Raw genomic sequence first — 22,293 nt, forward strand, 5'->3', positions numbered from 1 at the left:
AAAAGTAAACGTTATCAATTTTGAACACGATGTTAAACATTAAAAATGGCTATTGACAATGATTTTTTATGTGATATATTTAAAAGTATGGAATATAAAGCCTAAAGGCGAGGGCTTCGCAAAACTTGGCTTTATAAAAATTTGAATATTTTAATTAGTAATGATAAGGAGAACATTATGCGTGAAATAATGAAAAGAACAGTTGCTGCCGCTATGGCAGTGCTTATCGCTTGTGCGGCAGCAGGCTGCAGCAGCACAGGAAACAGCAGCTCAGGCAGCTCGTCAGCAGGTGAGACTACCACTACAACAGCCCCTGTCGTTGAGGATATGGGCAACATCGATCTTTCAGACGTAACGACAGAGTATGACGTTCCTGAGGATTTCAGCTACGAGTCCGAGGCGGAAAAAGGAACTCTTTCGGGAGGTGCGGCAGTGCTTGATAAGAATTTTCTTGGTAAGTTTTCTGGCGATGGCTTCGTTTCCATAGGCTCATCGGGAGATATGGTGGAGTTCGAGATAGATTTTCCTGCAAAGGGAAGCTATAATATCACTCTCACAATGGCGGCAGACGGAGAGGGTCAGTCAAATCTTATCACTGTTGACGGTGCTGCGCTCACAAACTTCACATCGACCACAACAGAGTTTGGCGACACTATGGCTGAAAATGTGCTTATCGACGAGGGTACTCATAAGGTAGGCATAAAGGGCGACAATGGTCATATCTATATTGACAAGATAAAGATAACCCCAGCTCCTGCTATCGACCTTTCACAGTATGAGGTATCAAATCAGCTTTCAAATCCTAACGCTTCTGACGAGGCAAAAAGACTTTATAACTTCCTTACGGACGTTTATGGCAAGTATACTATCTCAGGTCAGTTCTCAGGAGATAACGAGGGCAAGGACTGCCGTGAGTTCAAGGAGATAAAGAAGCACACAGGCAAGACGCCTGCTATACTTGGTCTTGACGTTTCAAACCTTTCAAACAGCGCACTTTCACATGGCGCAGGCGGCGGAGATATGGTACCTTTGCAGGCTATGGATTGGTACAACAATGAAAACGGAATAGTTTCACTTTGCTGGCATTGGTATGCCCCTGAGAAAAACCTGGAAAAGAACGGCGGAGCATGGTGGCAGGGCTTCTATTCTGAATACACAGATTTCGACCTTGCAAAGGCTCTCAGTGGCGAGGACAAAGAGGGCTACGATTCTATCATAGCCGACCTTGACCATATGGCAGGGGTACTTAAAGAGCTTGCAGACGCAAACGTGCCTATACTTTGGCGACCGCTCCACGAGGCAGCAGGCGACCCTAAATATCCTGGCAACGCATGGTTCTGGTGGGGCTCGGCAGGAAAAGACGCTTATATCCAGCTTTGGAAACTTATGTATGACAAGTTCACAAACGAGTATGGTCTTAACAACCTGATCTGGGTATGGAACGCACAGAATCCTGACTGGTATCCGGGTGATGAGTATGTTGACATCATGGGCTATGACTGTTATCCTGCAGAGCAGGACAGCTCTTCACAGAAGTGGTATTATGACCTTGTGAAGTCAAGCACATCCACAAAAAAGATAATCGCAATGACAGAGAACGGCTCGATGTTCGACCCTGACGGAGCATTCAACGACGGCACACGCTGGGCGTGGTTCAGTACATGGAACGGCGAGTTCTGTATCAAGGATAAACAGCTTTCAGATCAGTACACCACATTTGACGAGTGGAACAAGATCTACAACAGCGAAAGAGTTCTCACCCTTGACGAGCTTCCAAACCTGAAATGTTATCCAATGGATACTGAAAAGTATCTGGAGGAGCATAAGTAAATTCGGATAAAATAAAAACTGCGGACGGCAAAATGCTATCCGCAGTTTTGTTATGTAGGGGAACGGCTCAATTTCTGTTTCACAGAAATGCGACGTTCCGAATTATTGTTCTGTCCTATTTTATTATCAGCTATAAATATTCAGTATGCAAGGTGCAACATAAACCACTATAACCACTATAGCTCCCGCACCGATAACAGCCACAAGTGCAGCGGCTTCCATAGTTTCTTCGAATTTCAGTTTCTTTCTTATGAAGAAATATCCTACTGTCAGCGCAATGCCTGCGATAGTCAGTGTAAGACCTGCATAAAAGCCATTTGGCACGCTTGTTACAGTTATTGTGTTCTCGCCCTCCTGCAAGTCGAAGCTTACAAGGTCACCGAAAACCTTGTCATATGAAACAGCCTTGCCGTTGACCTTTATTTTCAGACCCTCCTGATATGGTATCTGAAGCACACATTTCTGTCCTGCCTTTGCGTTCACGCTTCCTGAAAGCTTGCCGTCACTGTCTGTAAGACCGGCGGTCTGTGCCTGCTCAAGTGCCTTTTCAAGAACATTGTGGTGAAGCCCGAAAACGCCATAGGAACGGCAGCTTGTGATGTCTTTCTTCAAGGTCACACGCACGTTGACGTGTTCATTTTCAAATTCCCCAAGCTTCAAAAGCCCGTTGCTCGATTGTGACGGATAATCCATCTGCTTTACCTGACCGTTCACTGTTACCATGAAGCTTCCGTTTATATCCTCGCTGAGGCTGTTTGAAAGCTTGTCGAAGCAGTCAAAGTAAAGTGTCTGCTTGTCTGTCACATCTATGCTGTAGTCCATGTAGGCTATATCGCTAGTAGTAGTGAGGGTGTAGTTCGGTTTAAAGTTACTGTCGTCCTGCACACCATAGATCGTGGTGTATTCGTAGTCTGTGATAAGCTCGTCACCGTTGCCACCGAAAAGCTGTTCAAAAAGCTTCTTCTGAACGTTGCTTCTTGTGCCTGTGGAAAGCTCCTCACTGCCGCTCAGGTCAGCGTCGGTCACAATGCCAAGGGGGAGATAGTATTCTGTCGGCACTATCTGGTAGGTATCGTTTGAATATACAGCGTCAGCCGAGCCTGTATTTTTTTCAATAAGATATTTTACCGACAGCAAAGCGTCAGTAAGCTCCGTTCCGCCATATGAGCCTACCTCCATCCAGTAAGAGGAGTAACCAAGCTGCTTCATCATGTACATATAATCACGGCTTGTGAGGGAGGTGTAGTGGCTCAGGGAATTGTAGCCCATTGAGCCGACCAGATTGACCTCGAAAAGCTTGCTTGTGGTCTTTACTCTGTAAAAGCCCTCTGTTTCGTCAAGCCTGTCTGAAAGATCCATTATCTTCTGATGATTAGCCGCACGGAGAGTATTGTTCATGCTTGGAGATACCATATAAATGTTCACGTTTGCGTATGACTCAGCCGCAACAAACATTGCGAGGAAGACAGCAAATATCTTCTTTGATATCCAGCCCTTTTTGTGCAGCAGAACGATAACAGTATAGAAAGCCGCCGCCACAATGAAAAATTCAAGGCAAAGCTCAAAGGCGGTGCTGTCCTGCCAAAGGCTTTTAGTGTATTTTGACATTCCGTCACGATTGTTCTCAACAAAGCCCTCAGAGAAGTTGTAAAAGCCGTAGACAAGTGCCGCAAGTATCAGGAAAATAACAAAGTGGTCGCAGTTTTTCTTTCCTTTTGCCACTGCGTTTTCCGATGAAAGAAAATATCCTGCGCAGATAAGTGCAAAGAATATGGTGATGAAAGCGTATCTGCATGGGAACGACATATAGCTTCCCGTGTGCCACATAAGGTTCGCAGGCTCTATTAAAATAGGTACGAGCATCAAAAAGAGCATTATAAGGTCGGTGTTAAGACGCTTGCTTCTCTTTTTGCCGTCAAGAAGAAACACCGCAACTATCACTATCACCGAAGCCGTTGACAACAGCAGGCAGAATGTGGTGTTGTAGTTTGTAATGAATGAGGCGGTTTCGATCTGTTGGATAACTGATTTAGAACGTCCGCTTGACAAAAACTGCAGGAAGCATGGCATCCATACCACCGCTGAAAGTAATGCACCAAGGAGCGAGCCTATAACAAATCTGCATGGAACGACCTTGTATTTTTCTTCCTTGCGGTAACGCCAGCAGCAAAGAGCCATGAAAATCATTATGAAAACAACTATCATGTAGCTGATGTAGTAGTTCACTATCATCATAAGTGTGAGCATGACAGTGTACGGGATAATGCGCTTTTTCTCGAAAAGCTCCCTGAATGCCACCATAAGAAGAGGGAAAAGATACATCATGTCAAGCCATATGTTGTTCTGATAATAGAACATTCCATAGCCGCAGAATGCGTATATGACGCTGAGTACAGCGCCAATGTAAGGGTCGAGCTTTTTTTGACAGGAGCGGAAATATATCTGCGCCGTTACAGCCGCTGTCATCATTTTAAGCACTGTGAGAATGTTCACAAGGTAGATTATGTCAGCCTTGTCAACGAAAAGCACAAGCAAAGTGTAGGGGCTTGCGATAAAGAAGAAGAAAACGCCCCACAGGTCCATTCCTCCTGCATTGTGGAAGTTAAGGAACATTCCGTCCTTGCCTGTGAAAATATCCTTGAAGTCGGTGAGCAGAGGTATCACCTGCTGTGACATATCACACCAAGATACAGTGCCGTCACCAAAAGGGTAAAGCCCATGCCGATAAAATGCAAATCCCATTATGAGCAATACAGCCAGAGGTGGGAAGATAAAGGGCAGAGCTTTTTTCAGCTTATCCATTTTGTTCAGTCCTCCATACATAACATAGTTTTTATATTTTTCTTTAAAAAACATTATAATTATACTCCATTAAGAGCCAAAAATCAATATTAAATAAGCCAACTTTAGGCTTCGTATGATGAAAATTCTGTGAAAAACATGGTCTGATGTTGATTTTTTTCCAGGGAGGTGCTATAATAGGCTAGTGAAAAGGCAGAAATGCCATAATGATGATCGAAAGGACGATAAAAAATGAAACTTAAAAAGTTATTCAGAGCATTGGCTCTTTGCACAGCAGGCGTGCTTGCCTGCGCAGTTCTTACAGCCTGCGGAGATAAGGGTGACAGCTCATCACAGACCTCTGCGGCTGACACTGACAAGAAGTTCGTTATCACGCTTTATGCCAATGACGCACCTATCACCTGCGAGAACTTCGAGAAGCTGGTAAAGAAAAAGTTCTATGACGGACTTACTTTCCATAGAGTTGTAGACGGCTTTATGGCACAGGGCGGTGACCCTAACGGTGACGGCACAGGCGGAAGCAAGGAAACTATCAAGGGCGAGTTCTCAGCAAATGGCGTTGAAAACAGCCTGAGCCATACAAGAGGCGTTGTTTCAATGGCAAGAGCAAGCGATATGGACAGTGCTTCAAGCCAGTTCTTTATCTGCTACAGCGATGAGGATACTTTCCTTGACGGACAGTATGCGGCTTTCGGCATGGTAACAGAGGGCATGGACGTTGTTGATGACTTTCTTAAAGTTGAGAGAACAACAGGTTCAGACAACGAACAGTCAAAGCCTGTTACGCCTATCACTATCGTAAAGGCTGAAATGATAGATGATGACGCAGACGGCAACCACAGAGTTCAGTTCACAATGGATTTCTAAGCTGATTTTCACAAAGAGGTGTCCCCATTGGGTGGATACCTTTTTTGTTTACTAAAATGGTTTGGCAAAACAAAAAATTCATAATTTATATATTAAATCACTGATAAAAGCTATTGCAAAAAGCCGTGTGTTCAGTTATAATATATGATATAGGTTTATGCACAGTCGGTATCGTAGGGCTGTCGCTATCAATTTTTGAAAGGAATGTATGTTATGAAGAAATTTGCAGCAGGACTTATTGCAGTGGCAATGAGCGTTACAATGCTTGCAGGCTGCGGAGTGCCTGCTAATACAGTTCACAGCGTTGACGATCTGGAGGGCAAGACTATCGGTGTTCAGCTTGGAACAACAGGCGATATCTACGCTGAGGACGTTAAGGACGCTAAGGTAGAAAAATACAACAAGGGCGCTGACGCTGTTCAGGCTCTGAAGCAGGGCAAGATAGACGCTGTTATAATCGACGCTGAGCCTGCTAAGGTATTCGTTGAGAAGAATGACGATCTTGAAATACTTGACGAGCCTTTTGCTGAGGAAGAATACGCTATCGCTATGAAGCTTGACAACACTGAGCTTCAGACAGCTGTCAACGGTGCGCTCAAGGAGCTTAAGGCTGACGGAACACTTGACGCTATCAAGGCAAACTACGTTGGCGAGAACGCTGGCAAGAACCCATACAAGTCCCCTGATAATGTTAGCAGAGATAAGGGTACGCTTGTAATGGCAACAAACGCTGAGTTCCCTCCATACGAGAGCAAAGAGAACGATAAGGTCGTTGGTATCGACGCTGATATGATGCAGGCAGTTTGCGACAAGCTTGGTTATGAGCTTAAGATAGACGATATGGCATTTGATTCTATAATCTCAGCCGTTCAGTCAGGCAAGGCAGACGTTGGCGTTGCAGGTATGACAGTTACACCTGACAGAGAGAAAAACGTTCTTTTCTCTGACACTTACACATCATCAAGTCAGGTAATAATCGTAAGAAAGAAATAATTTTTCACACTTCGGCTGTCGTAGAGCGGCAGCCGAAATTATTTTGATAAAGAACAGGAAGTGCTGAATTGAACAAATTGATCGACGATTTCCAGCAAAATTTTTTGGACGAGAGCCGTTGGCATTATCTTACCAATGGTCTTAAAACAACACTTATCATAACCTTCTTTGCGGTCATACTTGGCTTTGTGTTGGGATTTCTTGTGGCTATAGTCCGCTCTACTCATGATAAGACAGGCAAAATGAAGATACTCAACGCCCTTTGCAGAGTGTATCTTACAGTGATAAGAGGAACTCCTATGGTAGTTCAGCTCCTTATAACATATTTTGTTATTTTCGGAAGTGTGAACATAGACAAGACTCTTGTGGCTGTGCTTGCATTCGGCGTGAACTCAGGCGCATATGTGGCTGAGATAGTCCGTTCAGGTATCATGTCAGTTGACAACGGTCAGTTTGAAGCAGGAAGAAGCCTTGGCCTTAGCTATCGTCAGACAATGATATCAATAGTTCTTCCGCAGGCTTTTAAAACTGTTCTGCCTGCCCTTGCAAACGAGTGCATAGTTTTGCTTAAAGAAACCTCTGTTGCAGGATATATCGCAATTCAGGACCTTACAAAGGGCGGAGATATAATCCGTTCTCAGACGTTCTCGGCATTCATGCCGCTTATAACAGTTGCACTTATCTACCTTATAATGGTAGTTGTGCTTACTCATCTGGTAGGAAAGCTTGAAAGGAGGCTGTCGCAAAGTGATAGACGTTAAACATCTCAGCAAGTCTTTCGGCGAGGTCGAAGTGCTGAAAGATATAAACGAAACTATCGACAAGGGCGAAAAGGTCGTTATCGTTGGTCCGTCAGGCTCAGGAAAATCCACCTTTCTCCGCTGTCTTAACCTTATGGAAAGACCTACTTCTGGAGATATTTTCTTCGAGGGCGAGAACATCACTCAGGCGAACGAGCATGAAATGAACAAACTCAGACAGAGAATGGGCATGGTTTTTCAGCATTTCAACCTATTCCCACATCTTACAATAAAAAAGAATATCACTCTTGCCCCTGTGAAGCTTGGCCTTATGACAGCCGATGAAGCCGACAAAAAGGCGGAGGAGCTTTTGGAAAGAGTTGGTCTGCCTGATAAGGCTGACGAGTATCCTTCAAGGCTCTCAGGCGGTCAGAAGCAGAGAATAGCCATTGCACGTTCACTGGCGATGAACCCTGAAGTAATGCTTTTTGACGAGCCTACTTCTGCACTTGACCCTGAAATGGTGGGCGAGGTGCTGGAGCTTATGAAACAGCTTGCAAACGACGGAATGACAATGGTTGTCGTTACCCACGAAATGGGCTTTGCAAGGGAAGTTGCTTCAAGAGTTCTGTTTATGGCAGACGGAAAAATACTCGAGCAGAACAAGCCGTCAGAGTTCTTTGCACACCCTGAAAATCAGCGTTTGAAAGATTTTCTCTCAAAAATCATATAGAAGCCAACACCGCACAAGGGGCGTCTATCGTCTTTGTGCGGTGTTTTTTTGTTTGCAAAGGTCTAAAATGCTTGACATTATGGGCGTTATGGTCTATTATTATTTTATACGACTTTATTTTAATAGGAGATACATAAATGAGTTTAAAAAACGCTTTCACCATTATTTTCGGCAAGCTTATGGTAAAAACTCTGCACCTGCTTGGCAGGGACGCAGGCAACTTTCCTGGGCTTGTGCTGTGGACTATAAATAAAGACTGCCTTAAGGCTTTCAAGGTGGATTGCCCTATCGTTGCTGTCACAGGCACCAACGGCAAGACCTCTGTTACAAACTATCTCAGCCACATTTTTGCAAGCGGTGGAAAGAAGATAATCACAAACCCTGAGGGAAATAACCTTGATACGGGCATATGCTCCCTCCTGCTCAATCACTGCGATATGAGGGGAAGAGTCCGTGCCGATTATCTTGTGCTTGAAACTGACGAGTCACACGTTCCTGTGGTCTATTCAAAGCTCAATTTGCAGACCCTTGTTCTGCTGAATTTCTTCCGTGACCAGCTTGACAGAAACGGCGAGGTGGAAACACTCATTCTCAAGGTGAAAAAGTTCCTTGAAACATTTGAGGGCAACGTTGTTCTCAATGCCGATGACCCAAACGTGGCAAGACTTGGACTTGCTAACCCCAATAATAAGAATATCCACTATTTCAGCGTTGACAGATATCAGGGCGCAACGGATAAGCCTTATGAGGTGGGCGAGGGCAAGTTCTGTCCTTTCTGCGATACTGAGCTTGTCTATGACTATTATCAGTATTCACATATCGGCAAGTTCCATTGTCCAAAGTGTGGTTTCGGCAATATCGAGCCTGAGGTGGAGATAAAGAACGTTGACCTGACTGTTCCGTCCTTTGAAGCAGACGGGGAAACATATAAGACCGCTCATAACAGTATCTATTATATGTATAACATGGCGGCTGTCTATACCGCCGCAAAGCTCTATAATTTTGATAAGGCTATATTGCATGACACTTTCGAGCATTTCGAGGTGAATAACGGCAGACTTGAACGCTTTGAGGTTGACGGCTCAAGCCTTCTTGTGAACCTTGCCAAAAACCCTGTTGGCGCAAATATGACCCTGCGTGTGATGAACGAGCAGGCAGGCTCAAAGGAACTGCTTTTTGTCCTTAACGATAACCTTGCAGACGGCCATGACGTTTCTTGGATATGGGATATAAACTTCTCTGTGTTCAATAATGTTGACAGAGTTGTGACTTCTGGTACGAGGGCATATGATATTGCCATAAGAATAAAATGCTCAGGCTATGACCCTGACAAGATATTCGTTTATCCTGACCTTGACGAAGCAACAGCGTCACTCTTCTCCACAAAGGGTGATAAGTTCGCCATAGCCAATTATACTGCTATCCAGCCGACAAGAGCCGCAATAAAAAGATACAAGAGCCTGAAAGAAAACGGGGAGGAAAAGTAAAATGGAAAAGCTGAAAATTCTTCATATGTATCCAAATATGCTTGACCTCTATGGCGACAGCGGCAACGTTGAAGTGCTTTCTTACCGCTGTAAAATGCGTGGCATAGAGCTGGAAGTTTCAAAGCATCTTATTGGTGACAAGGAAACTGATTTCACCCAGTATGATATCATCTATCTTGGCGGCGGTGCTGACTTTGAACAGCAGATACTTGCAGATGACCTTGTTTCCTGCAAGGACAGTATCATGGAAGCTTATAAGGCAGGAACATTTTTCCTGATGATATGCGGTGGCTATCAGCTTATGGGTCAGTATTATAAGGACTCAAACGGTGAGAAAGTGCCGGGATTGGGACTTTTTGATTACTATACTGTGGCGTCTACCGATAAAAGATGCAGATGTATCGGAAATATCGTTATAGAAGCTCAGCTTGACGGCGAGAAGTATAAGGTCATAGGCTTTGAAAACCACGGCGGACAGACCACCAACGTCAAGTCACCCTTCGGAAAAGTCCTCTCAGGCAACGGCAACGAGTTTGAGAGCAGTACCGAGGGCTATATGGAAAAAAGCGTTATCGCAACCTATCTCCATGGTCCGCTTCTGTCAAAAAATCCAAAGGTCAGCGACTATGTTATTTCATATTGCATGAGCCGTAAGTTTGGCGAAAAGTATATCCCCGCACCTATAAACGATAAGCTTGAAGAGGATTGCCGCAAACAGCTTTTTGAGAGGCTTGGTGTGTAAAAATGTTTTCACTGTTCAAAAAGAAGCAGGCTCAGAGCGAGCCGCCTCTGAAAAAGAAAATAAAGGATATGAAGTGCAGAAAAATAAACTACGTTGACGAGGGCTTTGATACCCTCGCATCGGAAATGTCTGCCGATCCGAAAGCTATTCTCAGGCTCAAGCCTGTGAACTATTATGCCATAAAAAATAAATATATCATGGGAAAAGTTTATACGTCTGAGGATTATCAGGAGAATTATGTGCAGTTTTTCAGATACGAGTATGACCACGAGTGCGGAAAAACTGATATCTACCCCCTAAGTGCGGAGCTTATGTCAAAGGCTCTTGCAAAGGTGGGCATAATAATAGACCTGAAAGCCCTTGCCAAAGACCAGTGAGGAAACGAAAATGGCTTCAAAACTTGACGAATTTGATATTAAAGCCCCTGTGGCTGACCTGCTTTATCCCTCTGTGGAAAAGCACAACGCAATGAAAAAAAGAGCTGCCGCCCTTGAAAAGCTCCCCAGAGCGTTTGTTGACAATCTGGAGCTTGAAAAGGTGGCTGATTTTATCACGCCCCATTACCAGTATCGTGTAATGAGGCTTTTTTGTGAGGTTTGCGACGATGAGGAGGTAATAAACTACCGCCTTGATATCCTTGATGATTTCATAAGGCTTCCGTCCTTGTCTGCCACCATACGCAAGGTGATAAACGTCATGGTGGAAAATGACAGAAAGAACATCTATAATCTTACTACTCCCGACAGCTTTTCACAGCTTGATGATGCCATAAGCGGCTTTGACGCTTACATACGGTGCATGGAGATAATGCACGATTTTTATGGAAAAATGAAAGATAAGATACGCTCAGAGGGCGTAAAAAAGCTTTTTGCGTTCTTTGAGGAGCATTACGGCGACAAGCATTATATATCCCTGAAGGGTGAGATAGAGAAGCTTAAAAAGGCACTCTATGACCGCATACGAAGCGTTACAGTCGCCATAAACCTCGATGAAAGGCTAGTTCCTGTTTCAGCAGGCATTATAGAGCTTTCAAAAGAGCGTTACGATATAAAACCGTCCCTTGTTGACAGGATACTTTATCATGGGGCAAAGTTCAACGATAAGGCTGTTGTGAAAAATCTCAGAAAAAAGTATAATGACAGCGAGGTGTCTGACGATAAGCTTATCAACACTGTGGATAAGACCCTTTTTGACGAGCTTAGCGATCTTACTGATACTTTTGTGAAAATGATAGACAAGGTGCTTGCTGAGTATCAGAAAGCAGGCATTGCCGATATGCGCTATATAGACTATCAGCTTGAATATTACATGGGCGCAGTGGCTATGATAGAAGCCTGCGAAGATCAGGGGCTTAAAATGTGCCGTCCGAAAATTCTTCCTGCAGGTGAGAGAAAAGCCGTCATAAAGGATATCTTTGACCCTGTTTATTTCCGTGAAGCCAGAATATATAATCTTGACCACAAGGAGAAAAAATCCGTTGTCACAAACGATATCACCATGGGAGGTGACAGCGAGGGCTTTTATGTGCTTACGGGCGCAAACAATGGCGGAAAGACCACATTTCTCCGTGCGGTCGGTCTGTGTCAGATAATGGCGCAGACAGGGCTTTATGTGCCTGCTTCATACTGTGAAATATCCCTTGTGGACTATATCTACACTCAGTTCCCACAAGAGGAAAAAACAGGTATCGACACAAGCCGTTTCACCACAGAGATAAAAGAGTTCCGTGAAATAAGCGACACTATCACAGCAAACAGCCTGCTTCTTATGAACGAGTCTATCCAAAGCACAACCCCAAGGGAGTGTGTTGAGGTCGCCTGCGAGCTTTTGAGGATATTCTGCAAAATGGGCGTAAGAGGAGTTTTTGCAACACATCTTGTGGATATCGCATACAAGACCGTGAAGCTTAATAAAGACAGTACGCTCAGAACAAAGCTTGCAAGCATTGTCGCCGACGCAGATGATGAAACAGGAGAGCGAAAGTATAAGATAGTCCGTGGAATGCCCCGTGACAACAGCTTCGCTCAGACTATCCTTAAACAATACGGCATAGATATGGAAACGATAGAAAAGCGTATAAGAGAGAATAAAGCCTGACTATTACAAAATTGTAACCATACTTGAAAATTTCTTTGATGTGTGATATACTGAAACATACAACTATGAAGACAGGAGATAAAACCATGAAAAAGATACATAGAACATTGAGCCTTTTTACAGTCGCTGCAATGTGCGCCGCACTTCTCTGCTCATGCGGAGAGGTGCCTGACAGTTCACAGACCGACAGCAGCTCAAAGGCAGCCACAACTACAACAGCCGATACAACGGCTGATACAACCACCACAGGGGAGGCGAGCAGTACAGCTTCTGCCACTTCTGCACCTGACAGCAGTGTTTCAGACAGCTCATCAGCGGTAACGGACGATACAAAGACGAACGGTATCACACCTGCTATGTGGAAAGTGACTTCACCTGAGGGCAACACAATGGTGATGCTCGGCTCTTTCCATGCACTGAAAGACGAGTGCTATCCGCTCCCTGAGGCAGTAACGAATGCGTATAACAATGCTGATATACTTGCGGTGGAGTGCGATATAACCTCCACAAGCGAGGACGGCGAGTATATGAAAAATCTTATGAAACAAATGCTTTATAATGATAACACAAAGCTCAGCCAGCATATTTCCGAGGAAGCATATTCAGCACTGCAAACATATCTCGGCTATTGGGGCATGGATATCTCCGCCCTGGAGGTCTACAGACCATGGGCTGTTTCAAGCACTCTTGATACCCTGCTTATTCAGGATTCCGACTTTGACACGGAAAAGGGTCTTGATAACTTCCTTCTTACCACTGCCCACGCAGACGGCAAGGAGATATACGAAGTTGAGTCGGTGGATTTCCAGATGAATATGCTCATAAACTTCTCTGACGATATCTATGACCTTATGTTCAGAAGCTACGAGGGTGAAACCAAGGAGAGCCAAAAGCAGGCTCTTGAAGACCTCTATACCGCATGGAAGTCGGGAGATATCGAAACCTTCCTTGAGGAAGATAACGAGGAGGAGCTTGCAGGCTATACCGAGGAGGACAAAAAGATCGCCGAGGATTATAATAACCAAATGCTCTATGACAGAAACAAGAACATGGCAAAAGCTGCCGAGGATCTTATGTCTCAGGGCAAGAACGTGTTCTATGTTGTTGGTGCGGCACACTATGCAGGCGAGGGAGGAATAATCGACCTGCTTGAAAAAGACGGCTACACAGCCGAGCGTGTGCAGTATTGATGGATTTATAGATTTGTATAGGGGAAAGGGGTAAAAAATAAATGCCACATTCATCAGGGGGAGGCTCTCACAGCGGAGGGTCACACAGCGGCTCAGGCTTTTCCAGCTCTTCATCAAGCTCGGGAGGGTCGAGTGCTAAACACATAAAGCACACAAGCTTTCCTGGGGCAAGAAGATACGTATACTATGAGAACTACCGTCCTGTCTATGTCTATGCTGACTATGATATTCGCAAGGGGACCGCTTCAGGTAAGTTTTTCAGTATACTTGGCAGTGCTGTCAGCCTGCTCTTTGGTATCATGCTTCTTGCCATGTGCTATGATAAGCCACAAAAAATGGATACAAGTCCTTCTTATAGCTGTGAGATAGTGGACTGTGCAGGGGTAATTGACGATGCCGATATGGTGCAAAGCGCAATAGATGATTTCTATGACGAAACGGGTATACCTGTTGAGGTAATGACAGTGAACAACGAGGATTGGCAGGGAAGCTATTCAAAGCTAGAGGACTTTGCCTATGATATGTATGTGACGGAATTTGACGACGAGGAGCATTGGCTGGTGGTTTATTCTGAACCTACATCTCCCGACCCTGATTTTAACGATTGGTACTGGGAGGGTATGCAGGGCGATGATACCGACAATATCATAACTGTAGATGTAGCAGACGATTTCAAAGATCTTATGCAGAAATATCTTACCGCCAACAGCCGTTATGATGTCAGCTCTGCTATAGCAGCGGCTTTTGATGAAACTACGCCAAACGTTATGGACGGTCATGTAGAGTGGCTGTTCGTGATATGGGGACTTCTCTTGTCAGGTATCGGGGCTTATGAGATATATCAGACGCTTATCACGAATAAAAAGGCTTACCGAAGCGCAGTGAAATGTGCAAATGATGCAAAAGAGGACACCTGCGAATACTGCGGAAATGTCTATGTTATCGGCACTTGTCATGAGTGCCCACACTGCGGAGCGCCGCTCAGACCACATAACGTGGAAACAGAACAGCCTGTCGCAGATGCTGCCAAAAAATAAGAAAGGGGTAAATAATAAATGCCACATTCATCGGGAGGAGGCTCTCACGGAGGAGGATCACACGGAGGCTCGCATCACAGCAGCCATTCGCACGGAGGCTCAGGAAGAAGCTCACGCCACGTAAGAAGCACCTATTTCCCGGACGCAAGAAGATATGTATATTATGATCATCACAGACCTGTCTATGTCTATGCAGATTATGACATAACCGAAAAAAGAAGTCCTTTGAGATTTCTTATGCTGCTTTTCTATCTGCCGTTTATTTTATTCACATTTTCTATGTTTGCCGAGGCTTATCATCACCCTCATAAGCTTCCCCAAAATTATGATTATAAAATAGTTGTGGAGGATAAAGCAAATGTCCTTGGCAACACCGCAGAGCTTAGGAACTCGCTGGTGGCATTTTATAACCGCACCGGTATCTCACCTGCGGTCATAACAGTGGAAAATTCCGATTGGCAGGGAAATTATTCAGATCTTGAAAACTATGCCTATGATCTGTATGTGAACCACTTTGCGGACGAGAGCCATTGGCTCATAGTTTACTCTACTCCTGACGGCTATTCTTCCTCTGACGGCTATGAGGATTGGTATTGGGAGGGTATGCAGGGCAATGATACAGATGATGTTCTGACAAAATCTGTAACGAACAGCTTCAATGACGAGCTGCAGAAAAATCTCACAGCGAGAACACGCTATACAGTGTCCTCGGCTATCAGCACATCATTTGACGACCTGACGCCTACCGTAATGAAGAGTAAAGTGAATTGGGCTATGCTATTTACTTCGATCGCCATTCTGGCATTTGTGTGTCTGCACGCCTGCCTTATGATAGGCATAAATCCAAAGGCGAGAAAATATGCCAAAGCAAAGCCGTGTTCTGACGCAGCTCAGGAAAAAGCCTGCGAATATTGCGGCTATACCTATGTCGTAGACACCTGTACAGAATGTCCGCATTGCGGAGCGCCTATCCCACCAGAGGATCAGCCTGGGGCACGATTTACTTGATAAAAAAATCACCGCCTGAGAAGCTATTTCTCTCAGGCGGTTTTGTTTGTCATTTTTAGCCGTACATCTCTGTCTGCTCAGCATAGCTGTAGATTATCTCGGAGTCAGGGTCAATGGCAACTCCCTTTGCGTGGAAAAGCTCTGTTATGGTAACGAACTCGTAGCCCTGTTCTTTGAGCGCAGGGATTATCTTATCAAGGGCTTCAACTGTCTGAACGTTTCCGTTCATATTGTGAAGCAGGATAATGCCGCCGTCCCTAGCCTGTGCAAGCACCTTTTCAACACGTTCCTCAACGCCTATGGCATTGTTATAGTCCTCTGCACCGTATCCGCATATAAACGGCATATCTATAACGTCAAACATTGTCTGGTTCACCGCAATATATGGCGGACGGAAAAACTGTGGACGTTCGCCAACAGCCTCTTCCACCTTGTCAGAGGTAAAGTCTATCTCGGCCTTTATTTCCTCTGCGGTCATTTTTGTCATGTCAGGGTGGCTCTGAGAGTGGTTTTCAATGTCACAGCCCATGTTGTAAGCACGCTTCATGACCTCTGCACTCTCGTCTGTGATGTTGTTTCCGATAACGAAAAACGAAGCCACAATGCCGTGTTCTTCAAGCTTGTCAAGAACAAGGGGAGTTGTGTCAGTGTTAGGGCCGTCATCAAAAGTGAGGGCTATCACTTTTCCGTAGTCAGACTTGTCACGAAGCTGTCTGCGCTTATTCTGTGAACTGCTGTCCTCAGCCTTTGAGCTTTCTTGTTCCAGACTGCTGTTTTCACCAGTCCCACAGCCCACTCCCATAGCAAGACTGAACGCCACCGCACCCATAAGAATAGTCTTAAGCACCTTTTTCATATGATTTTCTCCTTCATATTTATTATCTCTATGATAGCATATTTCCACTTGATTTTCAATAGAATTTGATGATAAAGCAACAAAAAACGGGCGGTCAAAAACCGCCCGTCAAATGTCTTTTATTTTTCAGAATGTTTCTTGTCCTTGAAGAATTTTCTGTATATTGCCACTGTTATAACAGCATAAATCGTTCCCGTTAGAACGCCTGCGATAACGTCGAATGGATAGTGTACACCAACATACAGCCGTGAGAACGCAATGAGTGTTGCCACTATAAGTGCAGGCACGCCATATTTTTTCGGCATCTCCATGAACATTACCACCGCCACTGCAAAGGAAGCTCCCGAATGTCCCGAGGGAAATGAGAAGTCCGATTGTGCACCTATTATCCTGTTAAGCCCCTCTACCACCTCGTAAGGTCTTGTTCTGGCAATAATGTTTTTGAGAATGATGTTGTTTATAAGAAAAGTCACCGCAAGGGAGCATGAACACACGATGCCTGTTGTTCTAGTCTTTTTCAGTATGAGAAGTAAAACGCATATGCCTATCCATAACGCACCTCCGTTTGCAAGATATGTTATGAACTTCATTATGGGGTCGAGCCACCCTGCACGCAGGTTGTCCTGTATCCATAACAGTATGTCGCCGTCTAGTTTAAGTAAGGTGTCTAACATTTATCCTCCTGACATTTATGTAAATCTATCCCTTGGATATATTTACATCAAAACTGACAAGCCCGTCAAAAAACGAGCCTGTCCTTTGTGTATTAATGCTTTAGTTCATATTTTCGCAAATTAATATTATGATAAGTTCATTTTCGTGTATAAAAAGCTTAAAATCATGTGTGATACCCTTAACAAATTCAATTTGCATAGAAATTTGATTTCCAATTACAGCTTAACAGGCTCTATCTTCCAGATGTTTTCTGCATAGTCCTTGATAGTTCTGTCAGAAGAGAACTTTCCTGCATTTGCAATGTTCAGCCAGCACTTCTTAGCGAATGCAAGCTTGTCCTTGTAGTCTGCGTTGACCTTGAGCTTTGCCTGAACATAGCTTTCAAGGTCGCCAAGAACGTAGTAGTGGTCAGGAACGTGCCAGCTTGCACCGTCAGTGAGTGCCTTGTAAAGCTCCTTGAAGCTGCCCTCCTCGTTGGACGGAACGCCGCCGTCTGAAAGACTGCCGTCAATAAGCTTGTCAAGAACACGCTTTATCTTGTCGTTTGAGAAAAGTATCTCCCTAGGGTCATACTTTGGCATTATCTCAGCCAGCTCCTCTACTCTTGCACCGAAGATGTAGTTGTTCTCCTCGCCTGCCTCCTGAACTATCTCAACGTTAGCTCCGTCATAAGTTCCCAGCGTAACAGCACCGTTGAGCATAAGTTTCATGTTGCCTGTACCGCTTGCTTCAGTGCCTGCCGTAGATATCTGCTCGGAAACATCAGCCGCAGTAACAAGCTTTTCCGCATAGGAAACGTTGTAGTTCTGTACGAAAACCACCTTAATAAGATCCTTTGTGTCAGGGTCAGCGTTCACAAGCTTGCTTATCTCGCCAATAAGCTTGATGATAGCTTTAGCTCTGCGATATCCCGGTGCAGACTTGGCACCGAAAATAAATGTTGTCGGTGTGAAGTCCTTTATAGAGCCGTCCTTGATACCATAGTAAATGTAAAGTATAGACAAAGCGTTCAAGAACTGCCTCTTGTATTCGTGCAGACGCTTGATCTGAATGTCAAAAATAGTGTTCGGGTCGATATCAACACCGTCATGCTCCTTTACAAAAGCGGCAAGGCGGTTTTTCTGCGCCTCCTTAACAGCCATGAACTCGTTGAGCACAGCCTCATCATCAGCATATTTTTCAAGCTTTTTAAGCTCGTCCAAGTCCTTCACCCAATCTGCATTGCCAAGAAGCTTTGTGATAAGTGCGGAAAGCTCAGGGTTGCAAAGTGCGAGCCAACGTCTTTGTGTGATACCATTGGTCTTGTTCTGAAATCTCTTAGGATAAAGCTCATACCAGTCTTTGAGAGCGTCCTTTTTCAGTATATCAGTGTGGATAGCCGCAACACCGTTTATATAGCTTGAAACATAGATAGCCATAAACGCCATTTTTACCATGCCGTCGCCAACAGGAGAAAGCTTAGAGATATACTCTCTGTCCTTTTTGAGAGCGTACATATCCTTTATAAAACGCTCGTTTATCATAAGGATATATGTATAGACCTCAGGCACTACCTTTTCCACAAGTCTGCAATCCCACTTTTCAAGAGCCTCAGCCATGATAGTGTGGTTTGTGTAGTTAAAGACCTTGTGGGCGATCTCAAAAGCCTTGTCAAAGTCATAGCTATGCTCAGCACAAAGCTGTCTTATAAGCTCTGGTACAGCGATAACAGGGTGAGTATCATTAAGCTGGATAGTAATATAGTCGCCAAGGTTGTCAAGAGTGCCGAACTTAGCCAAATGCTTTTTGAGAATATCCGTCACAGAAGCGGAGGAGAAGAAATATTCCTGTTTAAGTCTGAGTATCTTGCCCTCTTCACAGTTATCGTTAGGGTAAAGCACCTTTGAGATGTTCTCAGCGTCATTTTTAGCCTTTACAGCACCGTCATAGTTTCCGCAGTCGAACTGAGCGAAGTCGAAATCCTCCACGCTCTCAGCCTGCCAAAGTCTGAGTGTGCCAACGTTCTTAGTGCCAAAGCCGATAACAGGCATATCATAAGGCACAGCATAAACAGTCTGGTCGCCGTATTTAACGACTACCTTGTCATTTTCGCATCTCTTAGACCAAGGGTCGCCGTACTTAGTCCAGTTGTCAGCTTCTTCCTTTTGGAAGCCGTCAACTATCTTCTGCTTGAAAAGACCATACTTGTATCTTATTCCGTAGCCGTCCAAAGGCAGGTCATGAGCGGCGGCGGAATCGAGGAAGCAAGCGGCAAGTCTTCCAAGACCGCCGTTGCCCAGGGCAGCGTCCTCTATTTCTTCAAGGTCATTAAGACTTCTGCCGTGAGCCTTCAAAAGCTCGTCCACCTCGTCAGTGATACCAAGGCAAAGGAGATTGTTATAAACGGCTCTGCCCATAAGGAACTCCATAGAGAGATAGCAGGCTCTGCGGCTGTCAAGGTGAGCCTTTCTGCTGTTCTCCCAATCGTTGTCAATAAGCTCCATAACAGTAGCCGACAGGCTTTCGTGGAGCTGCCAAGGCAGAGCTTTTTCAACGCTCGTGCCAAACTTCTTTTTCAGGTCTTTACTAAGTTCGCTGTAAAACAGTTCTTTGTTCATTGGTTTTTTTATCCTTTCTGATATTTTATGTATTCTATTGCATTTTGTACTTTGTTATTATCCGCATAACGTATGGTAGGGGCGAACATCGTTTGCCCGTCGAAGAAACAAACCCACGGCAACAACATTATGGGATAGAACTAAAACCTACCCTATCACACCTGTATGGGACGACGCCATCGGCGTCCCGTACCCCTCGCCGTTTCGACTGCAATCTCATTTGTGTTATCCGCACAATGTTGCTTTGCGCAAATTCTGGAAAATCCAAACCTTGTCACTTCGAGTGGGACGTCACATTTCTGTGAAACAGAAATTGAGCCGTTTCCCTACAATGTTTTGGTCAACTTTCTTCTGCCGCAAAATCGCTGTCGCTCTTTGCGGATCTACGTTGCGCTAAGGGATAGAAAAGCGGTGCAGATTTAATTCTCCGATATTACTTTTATCTGGTATCAAACTTTCATGTGCTTTTTAGTTTTACTCTGCACCGCTTGTAGGCTTACGCCTATTGAGGCTCTGCCTCAAACTCCGCTAGGGACTCTGTCCCTAGACCCTGCAATGGGTTTCACCCCTTGACCCTGACCAGGGGCGTGCCCCTGGACCTTTTGCTCGCTTCGCTCGGTGTTTTATTTTACTCCATTCTTGTGATTTGTTCGGTCAGCTATGCACATTCCTCACTCCTCATTCCTCATTCCTCATTCATCCTTGCTCTATCTGCCATACACCGCTGTTATCTTCGCCAATCTCTCCGCCAAAGTATTATCAAGCTTATCAAAGCTTTCCAATCTCCACTTCCAGTTTGCTCCCACTGTTGACGGTGTATTCATTCTGGCTTTATCGTCAAGGCAAAGTATATCCTGCATTTGTGCGATAGCTGTATCACACACGCTGGACCAACAAAGTCTTACCATTGCCCAAGGCACGAACTCGTCTTTTGTAACTCCAAGATAGTCCTTGCAGTAGCTTCTGGTCTTTTCGTCACAGCTCTTTATCCAGCCAAGTATGGTTTCGTTATCGTGCGTACCTGTATAGCAAATGCTGTTTGTGGTCTTAAAATTGTGGGGCAGATAGCCGTTTGTATTATCAGAATCAAAGCCGAACTCCAGCACCTTCATGCCAGGATATCCGCTTGCATTGAGCATTTTTACAACGTGCTTTGTAAGAAAACCCAAGTCCTCTGCGATTATCTTCACGTCCCCAAGCTGTTTTCTCACTTCTTTGAAAAGCCTCATGTCAGGACCTTTTCTCCACTTGCCCTTTTTGGCGTTCTTTGCACCGTATGGTATGCAGTAATAGCTTTCAAAGCCCCTGAAATGGTCTATTCTCACCACGTCATAGGTGTCAGAAGCCGCCTTTATACGATCTACCCACCAGCGGAATTTATCTCTTGCTATGTATTCCCAGTTGTAAAGAGGGTTGCCCCAAAGCTGACCGTCCGCCGTGAATGCGTCAGGTGGACATCCTGCCACCTCAACAGGCTTTTTCTCCTTGTCAAGGCTGAAATACTGCGGTGTACTCCACACCTCAACACTGTCATATGCCACATATATGGGGATATCGCCTATTATCTCGATGCCCTTTTCGTTGGCATAAGCCTTTAGCTTTTTCCACTGCTGGAAGTATTTATACTGCACAAAGCACCAGAAGTCTATATCATTTGCATATTCTTTTCTAGCACTTTTTATCGCCTTAGGCTTGTACATTTTCAGCGGTTCGTCCCATTCATACCAAGCCTTGCCCTTATTGGCAAATTTCAGTGACATAAACAAAGCGTAATCGTATATCCAGTCTTTGTTTTCCACCACGAATTTTGAGTATGCCTTTTCAGGCTTCTTGCGAAAACGCTTGTGTGCCGTCCTAAGCACCTTGAAAATGACCTCGTATATCTTGCCGTAGTCAACAGACCCTTTGTCATCGCCCCACTCAATATCCTTGTATTCCGCAGGTTTCAGATAACCCTCTTTCTCCAGAGCTTCAAGGTCTATAAAGTATGGATTTCCGGCATGAACAGAAAAGCTCTGATATGGCGAATCACCATAGCTTGTAGGAGATATGGGAAGTATCTGCCAACATTTTTGGTGAGCCTTTTCAAGAAAATCCACAAAAGCATAAGCCTCCTTGCCAAGCTTGCCGATACCATAATCGTTAGGCAGAGAGGATATGTGCATTAAAATACCCGATCTACGCATAAAATGCTCCTTTCATGTCAAAACCGCACCCATGTGAAATTTTCAGTGCAGTCACATATAATACATCATTATGATTATACTACTTTTCAGCCATTTTTGCAATAGAAAAACCGCCATATATTTCATTTTAGAAATAATTTCTCTAAACAGAAAAATCCCGAGAGCGCAAACCCTCGGGATGATCTTTTATTCATGTGTTATCATCATAAGCACCGCAAAGTAGTGGAAAGCACTTCCCGCAATGGTGAACAAATGCCATATTGAGTGAAAATATTTCTTGCTCTTTTTAACATAGAAAATAACGCCCACAGTGTAGAAAAGTCCGCCTATAAGGATAAACCATAAGGACAGAGGATAAACCTTTTCTATCATAGGCTTGACAGCGATTATAACTACCCAGCCCATTGCAATATAGCAAACAACAGAAGGCTTGCGGAACTTTTCAAGGTCAAT

18 protein-coding genes are annotated in these 22,293 nt (G+C 44.5%); 12 read left to right on the forward strand and 6 right to left on the reverse strand.

Annotated features, from left to right (window positions below):
• The first annotated feature begins 177 nt into the window (after nucleotides 1-177).
• Nucleotides 178-1,830, forward strand: coding sequence for a glycosyl hydrolase (locus QVO88_RS06175; RefSeq protein ID WP_022287633.1), 1,653 nt, complete (start codon nucleotides 178-180; stop codon nucleotides 1,828-1,830).
• Nucleotides 1,831-1,956: 126 nt separating this feature from the next.
• Here QVO88_RS06175 and QVO88_RS06180 read toward each other — a convergent pair whose 3' ends face one another.
• A complete protein-coding gene (locus QVO88_RS06180) occupies nucleotides 1,957-4,632 on the reverse strand; it encodes a YfhO family protein (protein ID WP_288177829.1) in 2,676 nt (891 codons plus the stop codon).
• Nucleotides 4,633-4,863: 231 nt separating this feature from the next.
• On the opposite strand from QVO88_RS06180, the gene QVO88_RS06185 reads away from it, so the two are divergent.
• The 11 genes from QVO88_RS06185 (at nucleotide 4,864) to QVO88_RS06235 (ending at nucleotide 15,526) form a co-directional block, all read left to right on the forward strand.
• A complete protein-coding gene (locus tag QVO88_RS06185; protein WP_022287635.1) occupies nucleotides 4,864-5,499 on the forward strand; it encodes a peptidylprolyl isomerase in 636 nt (211 codons plus the stop codon).
• A gap of 213 nt (nucleotides 5,500-5,712) precedes the next feature.
• Nucleotides 5,713-6,492 carry a transporter substrate-binding domain-containing protein gene (locus QVO88_RS06190; protein ID WP_022287636.1) on the forward strand — a complete coding sequence of 260 codons (780 nt, stop codon included), beginning with the start codon at nucleotides 5,713-5,715 and terminating at the stop codon, nucleotides 6,490-6,492.
• 68 nt (nucleotides 6,493-6,560) lie between these two features.
• Nucleotides 6,561-7,253: an amino acid ABC transporter permease gene (locus tag QVO88_RS06195; protein WP_022287637.1), complete on the forward strand. Its 693-nt coding sequence runs from the start codon at nucleotides 6,561-6,563 to the stop codon at nucleotides 7,251-7,253.
• Nucleotides 7,240-7,965 (forward strand): amino acid ABC transporter ATP-binding protein, encoded by a 726-nt coding sequence (locus QVO88_RS06200; protein ID WP_022287638.1) that lies wholly within the window; start codon nucleotides 7,240-7,242, stop codon nucleotides 7,963-7,965. The genes QVO88_RS06195 and QVO88_RS06200 overlap by 14 nt, the downstream gene beginning before the upstream one ends.
• 137 nt (nucleotides 7,966-8,102) lie before the next feature.
• On the forward strand, nucleotides 8,103-9,452 hold the full coding sequence (locus QVO88_RS06205; protein ID WP_022287639.1) for a MurT ligase domain-containing protein: 1,350 nt from the start codon (nucleotides 8,103-8,105) through the stop codon (nucleotides 9,450-9,452).
• Nucleotide 9,453: 1 nt separating this feature from the next.
• A complete protein-coding gene (locus tag QVO88_RS06210) occupies nucleotides 9,454-10,194 on the forward strand; it encodes a type 1 glutamine amidotransferase (protein WP_022287640.1) in 741 nt (246 codons plus the stop codon).
• Between the two features lie 2 nt (nucleotides 10,195-10,196).
• On the forward strand, nucleotides 10,197-10,571 hold the full coding sequence (locus QVO88_RS06215) for a hypothetical protein (protein ID WP_022287641.1): 375 nt from the start codon (nucleotides 10,197-10,199) through the stop codon (nucleotides 10,569-10,571).
• 10 nt (nucleotides 10,572-10,581) lie between these two features.
• Entirely contained in the window at nucleotides 10,582-12,291 is a 1,710-nt protein-coding gene (locus QVO88_RS06220) for a mismatch repair ATPase (MutS family) (RefSeq protein ID WP_022287642.1), read from the forward strand.
• Nucleotides 12,292-12,377: 86 nt separating this feature from the next.
• Nucleotides 12,378-13,481 (forward strand): TraB/GumN family protein, encoded by a 1,104-nt coding sequence (locus QVO88_RS06225; RefSeq protein ID WP_022287643.1) that lies wholly within the window; start codon nucleotides 12,378-12,380, stop codon nucleotides 13,479-13,481.
• 41 nt (nucleotides 13,482-13,522) lie between these two features.
• The gene (locus QVO88_RS06230; protein ID WP_022287644.1) at nucleotides 13,523-14,518 is read left to right on the forward strand and encodes a hypothetical protein; all 996 of its coding nucleotides are present in this window, start codon (nucleotides 13,523-13,525) and stop codon (nucleotides 14,516-14,518) included.
• Nucleotides 14,519-14,536: 18 nt separating this feature from the next.
• A complete protein-coding gene (locus QVO88_RS06235) occupies nucleotides 14,537-15,526 on the forward strand; it encodes a TPM domain-containing protein (RefSeq protein WP_022287645.1) in 990 nt (329 codons plus the stop codon).
• 55 nt (nucleotides 15,527-15,581) lie between these two features.
• On the opposite strand, the gene QVO88_RS06240 is transcribed toward QVO88_RS06235, so the two are convergent.
• From QVO88_RS06240 to QVO88_RS06260, 5 genes are all read right to left on the reverse strand, one after another.
• Nucleotides 15,582-16,382, reverse strand: a complete 801-nt coding sequence (locus tag QVO88_RS06240; protein WP_022287646.1) for a polysaccharide deacetylase family protein — start codon at nucleotides 16,380-16,382, stop codon at nucleotides 15,582-15,584.
• A 119-nt stretch (nucleotides 16,383-16,501) separates the two neighbouring features.
• On the reverse strand, nucleotides 16,502-17,056 hold the full coding sequence (locus QVO88_RS06245; RefSeq protein WP_022287647.1) for a phosphatase PAP2 family protein: 555 nt from the start codon (nucleotides 17,054-17,056) through the stop codon (nucleotides 16,502-16,504).
• 216 nt (nucleotides 17,057-17,272) lie between these two features.
• The gene (locus QVO88_RS06250) at nucleotides 17,273-19,654 is read right to left on the reverse strand and encodes a glycogen/starch/alpha-glucan phosphorylase (RefSeq protein WP_022287648.1); all 2,382 of its coding nucleotides are present in this window, start codon (nucleotides 19,652-19,654) and stop codon (nucleotides 17,273-17,275) included.
• 707 nt (nucleotides 19,655-20,361) lie between these two features.
• Nucleotides 20,362-21,840, reverse strand: coding sequence for a 4-alpha-glucanotransferase (malQ, locus tag QVO88_RS06255; protein ID WP_022287649.1), 1,479 nt, complete (start codon nucleotides 21,838-21,840; stop codon nucleotides 20,362-20,364).
• A gap of 186 nt (nucleotides 21,841-22,026) precedes the next feature.
• The coding region (locus QVO88_RS06260; protein WP_288177833.1) for a hemolysin III family protein at nucleotides 22,027-22,293 on the reverse strand (267 nt) is incomplete at its 5' end.

The sequence above is a fragment of the Ruminococcus sp. CAG:57 genome (assembly GCF_000435935.1).
Taxonomy (GTDB): domain Bacteria; phylum Bacillota; class Clostridia; order Oscillospirales; family Ruminococcaceae; genus Hominimerdicola; species Hominimerdicola aceti.

Coding starts and splice junctions, on each gene's coding strand:
- QVO88_RS06175 (WP_022287633.1), top strand. CDS start 178: ATGCGTGAAATAATGAAAAGAACAGTTGCTGCCGCTATGGCAGTGCTT.
- QVO88_RS06180 (WP_288177829.1), bottom strand. CDS start 4,632: ATGGATAAGCTGAAAAAAGCTCTGCCCTTTATCTTCCCACCTCTGGCT.
- QVO88_RS06185 (WP_022287635.1), top strand. CDS start 4,864: ATGAAACTTAAAAAGTTATTCAGAGCATTGGCTCTTTGCACAGCAGGC.
- QVO88_RS06190 (WP_022287636.1), top strand. CDS start 5,713: ATGAAGAAATTTGCAGCAGGACTTATTGCAGTGGCAATGAGCGTTACA.
- QVO88_RS06205 (WP_022287639.1), top strand. CDS start 8,103: ATGAGTTTAAAAAACGCTTTCACCATTATTTTCGGCAAGCTTATGGTA.
- QVO88_RS06210 (WP_022287640.1), top strand. CDS start 9,454: ATGGAAAAGCTGAAAATTCTTCATATGTATCCAAATATGCTTGACCTC.
- QVO88_RS06215 (WP_022287641.1), top strand. CDS start 10,197: ATGTTTTCACTGTTCAAAAAGAAGCAGGCTCAGAGCGAGCCGCCTCTG.
- QVO88_RS06220 (WP_022287642.1), top strand. CDS start 10,582: ATGGCTTCAAAACTTGACGAATTTGATATTAAAGCCCCTGTGGCTGAC.
- QVO88_RS06225 (WP_022287643.1), top strand. CDS start 12,378: ATGAAAAAGATACATAGAACATTGAGCCTTTTTACAGTCGCTGCAATG.
- QVO88_RS06230 (WP_022287644.1), top strand. CDS start 13,523: ATGCCACATTCATCAGGGGGAGGCTCTCACAGCGGAGGGTCACACAGC.
- QVO88_RS06235 (WP_022287645.1), top strand. CDS start 14,537: ATGCCACATTCATCGGGAGGAGGCTCTCACGGAGGAGGATCACACGGA.
- QVO88_RS06240 (WP_022287646.1), bottom strand. CDS start 16,382: ATGAAAAAGGTGCTTAAGACTATTCTTATGGGTGCGGTGGCGTTCAGT.
- QVO88_RS06245 (WP_022287647.1), bottom strand. CDS start 17,056: ATGTTAGACACCTTACTTAAACTAGACGGCGACATACTGTTATGGATA.
- QVO88_RS06250 (WP_022287648.1), bottom strand. CDS start 19,654: ATGAACAAAGAACTGTTTTACAGCGAACTTAGTAAAGACCTGAAAAAG.
- malQ (WP_022287649.1), bottom strand. CDS start 21,840: ATGCGTAGATCGGGTATTTTAATGCACATATCCTCTCTGCCTAACGAT.